The organism is Ferruginivarius sediminum, from assembly GCF_003344765.1.
Lineage (GTDB): Bacteria > Pseudomonadota > Alphaproteobacteria > Kiloniellales > Rhodovibrionaceae > Ferruginivarius > Ferruginivarius sediminum.
This window is the reverse complement of sequence record NZ_QPMH01000022.1, coordinates 49,124-60,306: the sequence shown is the minus strand read 5'-3', so window position 1 is coordinate 60,306 and position 11,183 is coordinate 49,124. Positions and strand designations below refer to the sequence as shown.

Here is an 11,183-nt window from a genome sequence, read left to right as displayed (position 1 = left end):
AACAGGCTGCCCGACCGGCCGTCGTCCCCGCGCATCCGTCCCTCCCGCGTTCGTCCATGCCGGAGGGAATCACGCCAAACCGCCGGCGTCAGCTACTTTTTCAGCGTCCTGCTAGTGTTACGCTCGAAAGGCAGTTGATAAGGCGCCAAATTCGAGAGGAAATTAACGAACAACGTTTACCAATTATTTGGATAATTCGGCTAGGTAGGAAATTGAAGTTGGAATATATTTGAGTTATGTCGCATTAAAGATATATTCACCAAGACCTCATGTACGACGGGCAGGCGGGAAAAGCAGGGCCATGGCAACGACAGCGCTTCACGGCGACCCCGAAATGCAGCCGTTGGAACGTCGCAATGCGTCGCGCCGGCGCACCCTGAAGCAGGGGAAGATTATCTTTCAGGATGGCCATTGCGTCGTGGACTGCGCGGTGCTCGACATGTCGGAGAAGGGCGCGCGAGTCCGTCCATCCGATCCGCTGCTTTGTCCGGATGAATTCGACCTGAAGGTAACGCATGGGCCAATGCGCCCGTGTGAGGTGGTCTGGCAAAAAGCCGGGATCTTTGGCGTACGGTTCGTGGACTGATACTCTATCCACCCGATGCTCGCTTATCGCAAGGCCGTATCCGCCATGCCCGGTCGTCGGTGCCAGGGCGCGGGACGCCGGTGCCTGGGTCATTCATTCATGGTCCAATTGGAAAAATCGCAGCGAGGCAAAAATGTGGACGGAGTTTCTCAGACGTTGGGTGAACCTCGCCTTCTGGTGGCTGCCGCAGCCTCAGGAAAAGCAGCACAGCGAGAGCGCCACGCAGGCGCCGCAGGAAAATAGGCAACAACGCGAAACTGCCGAGCCACAACCAGCTTCAGAGGAGATGCCGCCGAAGCCCGCGGCCGCTGAACCTGTCCGCGAATCCGCCCCGACTCCGGAAACCGCCGCCGAAGACCTGACGGTCATCAAGGGAATTGGGCCCGCGACACAGAAGACGCTTCAAGAGCTTGGCATTACGACGATTGCAGGGCTGGCAGGCTCGGATGTGGCGGAACTTACCGAAAAGCTGAAGACCTACCAGCCGACGGTTACAGAGGCGCGGGTCAAGCGATGGGTCGACGCCGCGAAGGATATGGCGTAGAGGCCGTTCCCGAAGCTTGCCGGGCCAGCCGTAGCTGCCAGGCCCTTAAGCGATGCGTTTCTCCGGCGCGCGAGATTGTGCGCCGGTTTTGCGCATCATCCGCGCCAGCGAGCGAATCTCCTGTCGTGCCGATAGATGCGACATCGTCAACTTCGTCTTCCCGGTTTGGCCGATATCGAAGACTGTCAAGCCGTCGTTGTACAGTTCCCGGTAGATGACGCGCTCGCTCATCCCGTCGCCAATTCGGATCCCATAGCTTTCCGACAATTGCGCGACCGCGTCGGCGATCCGGGCCTTGTTGCGGGAGTAAAGCGGGCTCAGCCGGTTGCGGACGATCCAGATCGTTCGCGACGTTTGCGCGTTTTCCCTTAACAGTGCGGGCAGAAGCGGCTTCGCGCTCGTGCCAGAGTCCGGCGAATCGAGCACGGCGAGGTCGAGGAAGCTGTCGTTGATCGGAATGACGATGTGATCCGCCCGCCGCAGCACACAGCCGATTTCATCGAAGCGCTGTCCGGGGGTGTCGATGACCACGTAGCAGCCGGCGTCGGCCTGATCGTCCAGGAACGCCTCGAAGTTGCCGGCAGGGCTTTCCGCGCCGCCGAAATGCGCGGTGGGAGTTGTCAAAGCGTCGGCATTTGCGCGGCTCTTTCGCGCGCGGATGAAGTCGGTAAACGTGCCTTGTTCCCGGTCGAGGTCCATCGTCGCCACCTTGTGGCCATCCGCCAGCAGGGCGACGGCAAGGTGAACGGCGATCGTGGATTTGCCGGTGCCGCCCTTTGAGTTGATCACGACGACGACTGGCGCGCGATTGCCTTGGTATATTGCAGGACCGGGAGGCGGCTTGTTCTGTTGCCCGGTCCCGGTCGAGGCGACAGTCCCGGCCCTGCGCCGGCGTGCGTCGAACCACTGGCGCCGACGCTCGTCGACCGTCTTTTGGATCTCCGCCGCCAGCGCCTCGGCGTTTTCCGATGAAAGGTGAAAACGGGCCCCGACCTGCTGACCGCCTTGCCAGACGATCTGGCTCTTGAAGGTGCCGAGCCCGGCGATTTCGATGTCCACCGCCTCCCCGGTCTTGAAGCGCAGGTTCGTGCTGAAACCGATACCGCTGCCGGAAATATCAGTCAGGCTGACGGCTTGGTAACCGTCGGAGGTCGCTACGCGTATCGGCCATTCGATGGACCAGCGGCGGAAGGCGCGGCGCTCCGCCGGTTCCGGCTCCCGGGCAACTTGCGGGTCGCCCAGATACCGCTCCAGCGGCTGCACACGGTCATCGAGATATCGCAGCAGTTCAAGTGCGTCCTGCCGTGCTTCCGGCGTTGCCGTCGTGGCGCGGAGACTGCCGGGGGCAACGGTCCCATGCTGAACCAGTCCGAGCACAAGATCGGTGTCGATATCTTCTACCGGCGTGTTGCAGATGACGAAGGCGAATTCCGTGCCCGTCGAAGCACAGGCATCCAGCGCACCGCCAATATCGAGTGCGCCAGTGCGAGCGCCGTCGATCGCGACGATGGCAAAGTCCGAGGCGCCTGCAAGGGCGGCTTGGCCGGCAAACGCCTCCGATCTTGCGTCCACGACGCAGAGGTCGGCGTCCTGCCGCCGGATCGTTTCGATCAGCGTATCGGTCCCGCCGTCGTGCGGCGCTTCAAGCCGTGTGCAGCTCAGTGGCGGCTCCATACGCCTAGCGGCATCGGCGAGCAGGTCGGCTATGGGACCGGTTTCGGTGTCGGCTTCGGCGGCCGTGACCGTGATGACGCGCATCCTCCGCTCCGTTCCGCTAGGGAAGTGGCTGATCCTGTCCGCGCGTCGCGAAGTACCCTGTCGCCGGCATGGACGCGGCCTGTTGGAGGTGCTCGGTGGGCTTACCGAACAGGAAGCCCTGGACATAACTGACACCGCACTCGCGGACGAATTCGAGGGTTTCCCGCTCGTCGATCATCTCCGCAATGGTTTGCGTCCCGATCCGCCGGCACAGATCCGTCAGGGCCGACAGGAATGCCCGGCCCTTGGCCGCATTGCGGGCGCGCGACACGGCACCGCCGTCCAGCTTGACGTAGTCGACGTCAATTCGGCTGAGGTATTCGAAGCTGACGGATCCCGCGCTCAGGTCATCCAGGCAAACGCGATGGCCCCGGTGGCGCAGGTCGTGGACGAACGCGCTTGCCTTATCGATGTCGGCGATACGCTCGGCTTGTGTGATCTCGAATACGACACGCTCGGGCGGGACGGAGGAGGCCTGCAGGACCTCGTGCAGCAGACCGGCAAAGGATGTGTTCTCAAGCGACGCGGCAGAGATGTTGATGGCGATGCTGGACGCCGCCGCGCTGCCGCCGGCCTCGGCCATGCGGCTGAGGATGTGCCGCACCATCGCGGCGTCGAACAGGTGAACGAGTCCGGTCTGCTCGGCGAATGCCAACCGGCGGAAGGGCGAGGCGCCGCTGTCGGCATGGAAGCGGCACAGCGCCTCAACATAAAGCGGAAGGCCGCTGCGCGCATTCAATACCGGATGGTAGACGACGCCGAAGCCCTTGCCGTCCAGCATCTGCTCGAAGCCGCGAACGTCGGCAATGGATTCCTGCAGTAGCCGTGCGATGTTGCCCTGAAAGTCGGTGGTCGAGAACGACGAGACCTCGCCGAGACGGGCAAGCGAGCAGATCAGCGCCTTCGTCAGCTCGTCCTGTTCCGTGCCGGGGGGAACGCAGTCGTTCACCCCCGCGCAAACCGCGTTCCACGACGGGGCGGAATCATCATAATGCTTGCCCACGCCTTCGATCTCGTCGCACATGGCGGTGACGTCGCAGTGCGGGTCATGCTCTATGGCATATAGGTTGTCGTTCAGGCGGGTAACGCTGCCGCAGCCGGCGAACTGACCGCGGATACGGCCGTCGAGCGCCTGCAGACAGGTTTGCCATGTCCAATCGCTGACCGCGCCCGCGGCAAACTCGCTCGGTGCGCTGAAGCCGAGGATGCTTAGCGCACTCGTCCCAGTCGCAATGCCGCGCGCGGCGGAGCGTGCGAGACCGGCACGGGAGGAAGCGCCGGACGACATCTCCCGGGGCTCCTGGCTCGACTGCGTCGGCGTCATGCGGATACCGATGCAGGTTCCGTCCAGCGGCGCGACAGCGACCGCCGCGGCGCGCGCCTCGAGCTGGTTTCCGTTCTCGGCAATCAGGCGAACGCAGACGGGTGCGCGGCGCACGCCGTTGCGCGGCGTCGTCAGCAGTTCCTCCACCGCCGTGCCATCCATGACGTCGCGCAGCCATAGGCCGGCAAGATCCTCCGTGCCGTGACCCGTAAAGCCGCGCCAGTTCCCGTGCGCGGCCGTGATCCGGCCCGAGGCGTTGGCGACGAGCAGCAGGTCGGCCCAACTGAACGGTGACTCGGTCGATACCGAAATGGGGGGCGCGTTCGGCTTGTCGCCCGCCGCATTGAACGGGGTTCCGCTGCTATCTCGTTCCATCGGTTGCATTGTGCGTTTGTCCTTGCCGGTCACCAGTCAACAGAGGAATTTCCGCTACACTTCATTCAATGAACGCAAGTGTTTCGAGTGCAAGTTTATTGTATCTCGTAAACGCTAATTCTTTTTTTGTTGAAAAGCGGTTAAATGATTGTCTACCACTTAAGTATTAAAAATGGTTTGGGTGGTCCGCAATATGGTGTCACGGCACCACGCGGAACTTTTATTTTCAAATATGGGGAAGGCGTCGATGCCAACGGGAAGGCTCGCAACCTGTCAGCGCGCTATCGAAAATTGTGCCGAACGTCCATTCAGCGGGCATCGTCGCCGGGCAGCACGAAACGCCGTTCCAGTTTGGCCTCGGAGTCCAGCATGATTTGCTCTGCCGCGGCGATATGATCGCGCATCAAGCGACGGGCGGTTGCGCCATTGCCCTCGCGCAGCGCCGTCAGCAAAGCCGCGTGGTAGGCATGGCCTTCGCGGGTGAGGTCGTTCTGCGGCCGGTCATAGATTTCCTCGCAGACAGCCAGGTTCTTCAGAAGGCTGTTGGCGAAGCGGCAGAAGAAGCTCAGGAGGGGGTTGGGGCAGGCGTCGGCCAGGACGTCATGGAAGTCCAGTTCCGCGATGCGCTGCGCCCGTCCGTCCGCGCCGCCGGCGGGCTCACCCGCGCAGATATCGATTGTGTGCTCAAGCGCAAGGATCTGCGAATCCGACAGGCGCCCGGCGACCATCTCCGCCACTTCGGGCTCGACCAGTTTCCGCACGGCGTAAATGTCGGCGATGGTGATGGACTGCGTATAGAAATAGTTGCTCAGCAGTTCCATCGCCCTGGCGTAGCTGACGACCGTCACCGACGCCCCGCCGCTGGGTCCCGTGCGGATACGGACGAGCCCTTGCACTTCGAGCGATTTCAGGGCTTCGCGGATCGTGCCCTTGCTGACGTTGAAGCGGGCCATCAGGTCGCGCTCCTGGGGCAGGCGGCGACCCGGTGCGATTTCGTCGTTCATGATCCAGCGCTTGATCTCGTCGACGACGATGTCCGAGCGCTTGCGGCTACGACCCTTGTTGGTGGCCCCGTTCATGCCTGGCTGGCGTCCTTCCCGGCTTCCCTGGCAAGCGGGTAATAGCAGGCGGCAAGGTGGCCGTCAGCCATCCGCTCCAACGGCGGCCGCGCCTGTCGGCAGTCGTCGCGGGCGCGTGGGCACCGTGGCGCGAAGGCGCAGCCCGGCGGCGGCGCGGCGGGATTGGGCAACTCGCCCTCAGAGAGTGCGTCCGGGTCGCTGCGCCGCCCCAATGTCGGCACGCTCTGCAACAGCGCGTGCGTATAGGGGTGGCGTGGCGAGCGGAAGATCTCTTCCGCGGGGGCATGTTCAACGACGTTGCCGAGGTACATCACCGCGACGGTGTCGCACAGGTGTTCCACCACGGCGAGGTCGTGGCTGATGAAGACGTATGTCAGCCCCAGGCGCTGTTTCAAATCGCCCAGCAGGTTCAGGATCTGCGCCTGCACGGAGACGTCGAGGGCGGAGACAGGCTCGTCCAGCACCATCACCTTCGGCTCGGCAGCAAGCGCGCGGGCGATCCCGATGCGCTGGCTTTGCCCGCCGGAGAACTCGTGTGGGTGGCGGTCGACGAATTCGGGGCGCAGGTTGACGAGCTGCATCAGCTCCGCCACGCGTTCCCGGCGCCGGTCGCGCGGCATTCGAAGAAGATTGTCCAGGGGCGCTTCCAGGATCTGCCGCACCGTCTTGCGCGGGTTCAGCGAGGACAGCGGATCCTGGAACACGAACTGCACCTTGCGCCGCAGTTCGCTGCGGGCATTGCGGCGCATCTCGGCGACGTCCCGGCCCGATAGCGCAACCCGCCCGCCGGTCGGCTCCGACAGGCCGACCAGCATGCGGGCCAGCGTGGACTTGCCGCAACCGGACTCGCCGACGATGCCAAGCGTCTCGCCCTTGCGCACCTGCAGGTCCACACCGCGCACCGCCTGCAGGCTGCGCTTGCCCTTGCCCCAGGGCAGCAGGCCCCGGCCGCCGAACGACTTCTCCAGGCTGGCGGCTTCAAGCACGATCTCGTTCATGCCGGCGACTCTCCCGGCCGGATGCAGCGCACCTCGCGTCCCTCGCCGTGTGGTGCCAGCGATATCGGCCGCGGGGTGCAGGCCGCGGTGGCCACATCGCAGCGCGGCGCGAAGGGGCAGCCTGGCGGCAGGTCGTTCACCGCCGGGGGCAGGCCAGGTATCGCGGCGATGGGGTTGCGGCCGCGGCCAAGCTGCGGGATGCAGCTCATCAGGCGGCGGGTATAGGGATGCAGCGGCCGCTCGAAGACATCCTGCACGCGGCCGCTTTCGACAACCTCGCCGGCGTACATCACCTGCACGTGGTCGCAGATCTCCGAAACCACGCCGAAGTCGTGGGTGATGAAGACCAGTGCGGCGTTGTGCTTGCGCCGCAATTCGTCGAGGAGCTTCAGCACCTGGGCCTGGATCGTAACATCCAGCGCGGTGGTCGGTTCGTCGGCGATGATGACGTCCGGGTCGTTAGCCAGCGCCATTGCAATGACGATGCGCTGGCGCATGCCGCCCGACAGCTCGTGCGGATACGCCCTGGCGCGACCGGCGGCGTCGGGAATGTGCACGGATTCCATAAGCTCCACCGCGCGTTGCCATGCGTCCCGGCGCGATAGGCCCTGGTGACGTTCAACGGTTTCGGCAATCTGGTCGCCAACGGTATAAAGCGGATTTAGCGTCGTGAGCGGATCCTGGAACACGTAGGCGATTTGGCCGCCGCGCACCTGCTGCAGGCGCGGCAGTGGTGCTGCCAGCAGGTTCTCCTCCTGATAGACGACCTGGCCGCCGGCGATCAGGCCCGGCGGGGTGGGCACCAGGCCGAGGACCGACATCGCCGTGACCGACTTGCCGGAGCCCGACTCCCCGACGATGCCGACGCATTCGCCGGGCGCCACCTGGAAGCTGATGTCACGCGTCGCGTGGTAGACGTCGTGGCCGATGCGGAACTCCGTCGAAAGCCGGTCCAGCGCCAGGGCCGCGTTGCTGTGGGCCGAGCGCTCGGGCTGGCTCATGGCGGCCGGCGCGACCTCGGTCATCGCGCGGGGCCGGCTGAGCGCGCCGGACTTGAGCCGCGGGTCGAGGACGTCGCGGATGCCGTCGCCAAGGAGGTTGATGCCGATCACCAGGACCAGGATGACAAGGCCCGGTATCGTTGCCACGTGCGGCGCGGTGATCGCCAGCTTTCGTCCGTCGCCCAGCATGGAGCCGAGGTCGGCCTGCGGCGGCTGCGCGCCCAGGCCCAGGAAACTGAGTCCTGCCGTTTCCAGAATCATCCAGCCCAGGGTCGTGGACATCGTCACCACGATCACCGGCACCACGTTGGGCAGGATCTCGCTGAACAGGATGCGACCGTTACCCAGGCCTGACATCCGCGCGGCATCCACGTATTCCAGGCGGACAAGGCTGATCGTTACCCCGCGCACCGAACGGGCGAAGAACGGGATGTTAACGATGGCGATGGCGAAAAGCGCGTTCAGCAGGCCCGGGCCCAACGCGGCGACGATGGCCAGCGCCAGAAGCATATAGGGAAAGGCCATCAGCATGTCGACGCCGCGCATCAGCGTGTTGTCCAGCCAGCGCCCGTAGAAGCCGGCCACAATGCCGATCAGCGAGCCGATCGTGGCCGCGACGATGGTGGCCACCGCGCCGACGGCGATGCTGACCCGCGCACCCCATAGGATGCGGGAGAGCATGTCGCGGCCAAGTTGATCGGTGCCCAACAGGTGGCCGTCGGTAAACGGGCGCTTCAGTCGTGCCGCAAGATCGGTGGCGTTCGGATCGGCCAGCGGCAGAAGCGGCGTCATCAGCGCCAGCACACACATACCGGCGACGATACCTAGCCCGACCACGGCCAGATGATTGCGCGACAGCCGCGCCCAAATGCCCGGGCGACCGGAACGGCGCCTGCGCCCGCTTGCCCGCTGCGCTATCGCCGTCATGTCGAGATCCTCGGGTCGAGCGCGTGCTGCACAAGGTCGGCGATCAGGTTGAACAACACATAAGCGGCGGCCACGACCATGACGCCGCCCTGCACGAGCAATACGTCGCGGGTCGAGATCGCCGTGACCAGCATCCGCCCGATGCCGGGCCACTGGAATACCGTCTCGATGTAGACGGCGCCGCCGATGACGAAGCCGGCCTGCACGCCGATCACCGGCACCACGTTGACAGCGGCGTTCTTGAAGGCGTGCTTCATGATGACGGTGCGCTCACCCATGCCCTTGGCGCGGGCGGTGCGTACGTAATCCTGACGCAGCACCTCCAGCATGTTGAGCCGCGTCAGCCGGGCGATCACGCCTGTCGCCACCACCGCCAGCGTGAAGGCGGGCAGCGCCAAATGGTGCAGCAGGTCCCCAAGCCCGCCGCCGCCATAGATCGCGAACATGCCGCTTGCCGGGAACCAGCCCAACTCCACGGCGAAGAGCAGGACCAGCACGATGCCCAGCCAGAATGACGGCGTGGAGATACCTATCAGAACCAGCAGGCTGATCAGCTTATCCTGCCAGCCGTACTGCCGGACCGCCTGAACGACGCCAGCCAGCAGGCCGAAGATCGTGCACAGGATAAGCGACGTTCCCGCCAGCAACAGCGTGGGGCCGAACCGCTCAAGCACCTCGTCGATCACCGGGCGGTTCAGGTTGTACGAGCGGCCGAACTCGCCTTGAAGGACGTTGCCGAGCCAGATCAGGTACTGCTCCACCAGCGGCCGGTCGAGGCCAAGCTGATCGCGCAGCCGCTCGGCATTCTCGGGTGTTGCGTAGGACCCCAGGATCGCGGTGACCGGGTCGCCGGGAATCATCGCCATGATCAGGAAGACGATGATCGAGATCCCCAGCAGGACCGGGATCGTCATCAGCAGTCGCTTGCCGGCGTAGACGAGCATCGTCGCACGCTCCCCCGACGATAGGGATTAAGGTCCGTGCGAGCCGGACACAGCCGGCTCGCACGGGAGGCTCGCGTGGTTACGGTTTGGAGACGCCGTCGAGCAGCAGCAGGAACGACGGCTCAAGCTGGAAGCCCTTCACCCGCTCGCTGGCGACGGCGTTCTGCTTCCAGTTCGCGACGAAAACCCAGGGGGCGTCCTCGTGGACGATCTCCTGCATCTCCTTGTAGAGCTTCGCGCGTTCGTCCTGGTCGGTGCTGCGCCGGGCGGCTTCCAGCAACTCGTCCACCTTCGGATTGGCGTAATAGCCCGAGTTGAAGCCGCCATTGTCCGGGAAAGCGTCGCTGCGCAGCGCCAGGAAGGGCAGGGTGTCCGGATCGTTCGTCATCCAGGCCATCTCGGCCATGTCGGCCTTGCCTTCCAGGCCGGGGTTCACCTTGCCCAGGAAGGTGTTCCACTCATAGGTCTCAATCTTCGCGTTCAGGCCCACGGCGGCGAGGTCGGCCTGGATTGCCGTGCCCATCGCAACCGGGTCCAGCATGCCGGAGCCGCCCTCGGTGACGTAGAAGGTCACCTCCGCGCCGTCGTAGCCGGCCTCCTCGATCAGCTTGCGCGCCTTCTCGGGATCATAGGGGTAGGGCTCGATGCCGTCATTGTGCGCCCAGGCGAAGGCCGCCGGCGTCGGTCCGTTGGCGACGGTGGCCGTGCCCTGCAGCACATCCTCGACCAGCGCCTTCTTGTTAATGGCGTAGTTGGCCGCCTGTCGCACCCGCTTGTCGGCGAACGGGCCTTCCTTCAGGTTCAGGATCAAGAACCAGACGTGCGGGCCGGCCTGCTCAAACACCTGGAAGCTGGGATCGTTCTGGAAGGTGGCGACGTTGTCCGGCGGCACCTCGACCATCATGTCTATGCCGCCCGAGAGCATCTCGGTCACGCGCGTGTTCGCATCGGTGATCGGGCGGAACACCACGGCCTGCAGGTCGGGCGCGCCGTCCCAGTAGTCGCCGTTCTTCTCGGCCACGACCTTGCGGTTGCTCTCCCACTCGACGAACTTGAAGGGGCCGGTGCCAACCGGGTGCCGGCCGACGTCCTTGCCATGCTCCTTCACGGCCGCCGGCGAGATCATCAGGCCCGTCGGATACGCCAGGTTGCTGAGCAGCGGCGCATAGGGTTCGTCCAGCCGGAACTGTACCTCGTGCTCGCCCAGGACCTTGGTTTCCTTGATGGCGTTGAAGAAGAACGACAGCGGGAACGGCCCGGTGTCGTGGTAGGGGTGATCCTCGTTCAGCATCCGCTCGAAGTTGAACTTCACGGCCTCGGCGTTGAACGGCGTGCCGTCGTGGAACGTGACCCCCTCGCGCAGCTTGAAGGTGTAGACCGTGCCGTCCTCGCTGATCTCCCACGAAGTGGCCAGCGCCGGCTCAACCTGCAGGGTGCCGGACTTGTAGCGCACCAGGCCGTCATAAACGTTGACCAGGATGCGGAAGTCGTTCACCGCCGTGACCGCGGCCGGGTCTAGCGACTTCGGCTCGGCGATCTGGCCGACGACCAGGACGTTGGGTGGGGTTTGCGCGGCGGCCGTTCCGCCGGCGAGCATGATACCGGCAAGGACCGTTGCCAACCAGGTGACGATGCGCTTTCGCACTT

Annotated in this window: 9 protein-coding genes; 2 read left to right on the top strand and 7 right to left on the bottom strand. The window is 64.7% G+C overall.

Annotated features, from left to right (window positions below):
- The first annotated feature begins 301 nt into the window (after window positions 1–301).
- Complete coding sequence (locus DRB17_RS17095; protein WP_114583445.1) at window positions 302–586, top strand: PilZ domain-containing protein; 285 nt, start codon at window positions 302–304, stop codon at window positions 584–586.
- A 160-nt stretch (window positions 587–746) separates the two neighbouring features.
- On the top strand, window positions 747–1,130 hold the full coding sequence (locus tag DRB17_RS20370; protein ID WP_161958875.1) for a DUF4332 domain-containing protein: 384 nt from the start codon (window positions 747–749) through the stop codon (window positions 1,128–1,130).
- Between the two features lie 45 nt (window positions 1,131–1,175).
- Here the strand turns inward: DRB17_RS20370 and DRB17_RS20010 are convergent, their stop codons facing one another.
- From DRB17_RS20010 to DRB17_RS17050, 7 genes are all read right to left on the bottom strand, one after another.
- Window positions 1,176–2,888 (bottom strand): division plane positioning ATPase MipZ, encoded by a 1,713-nt coding sequence (locus DRB17_RS20010; RefSeq protein ID WP_161958874.1) that lies wholly within the window; start codon window positions 2,886–2,888, stop codon window positions 1,176–1,178.
- Between the two features lie 16 nt (window positions 2,889–2,904).
- On the bottom strand, window positions 2,905–4,587 hold the full coding sequence (locus tag DRB17_RS17075; protein ID WP_161958873.1) for an EAL domain-containing protein: 1,683 nt from the start codon (window positions 4,585–4,587) through the stop codon (window positions 2,905–2,907).
- 308 nt (window positions 4,588–4,895) lie between these two features.
- Complete coding sequence (locus DRB17_RS17070; RefSeq protein WP_114583441.1) at window positions 4,896–5,666, bottom strand: FadR/GntR family transcriptional regulator; 771 nt, start codon at window positions 5,664–5,666, stop codon at window positions 4,896–4,898.
- Complete coding sequence (locus tag DRB17_RS17065) at window positions 5,663–6,664, bottom strand: ABC transporter ATP-binding protein (RefSeq protein WP_114583440.1); 1,002 nt, start codon at window positions 6,662–6,664, stop codon at window positions 5,663–5,665. Before DRB17_RS17065 ends, DRB17_RS17070 begins: the two co-directional genes overlap by 4 nt.
- Window positions 6,661–8,592 carry a dipeptide/oligopeptide/nickel ABC transporter permease/ATP-binding protein gene (locus DRB17_RS17060; protein ID WP_114583439.1) on the bottom strand — a complete coding sequence of 644 codons (1,932 nt, stop codon included), beginning with the start codon at window positions 8,590–8,592 and terminating at the stop codon, window positions 6,661–6,663. The genes DRB17_RS17065 and DRB17_RS17060 overlap by 4 nt, the downstream gene beginning before the upstream one ends.
- Entirely contained in the window at window positions 8,589–9,536 is a 948-nt protein-coding gene (locus tag DRB17_RS17055; protein WP_114583438.1) for an ABC transporter permease, read from the bottom strand. Before DRB17_RS17055 ends, DRB17_RS17060 begins: the two co-directional genes overlap by 4 nt.
- Before the next feature lie 79 nt (window positions 9,537–9,615).
- Window positions 9,616–11,181, bottom strand: a complete 1,566-nt coding sequence (locus DRB17_RS17050) for an ABC transporter substrate-binding protein (RefSeq protein WP_206607928.1) — start codon at window positions 11,179–11,181, stop codon at window positions 9,616–9,618.
- Window positions 11,182–11,183: the final 2 nt, after the last annotated feature.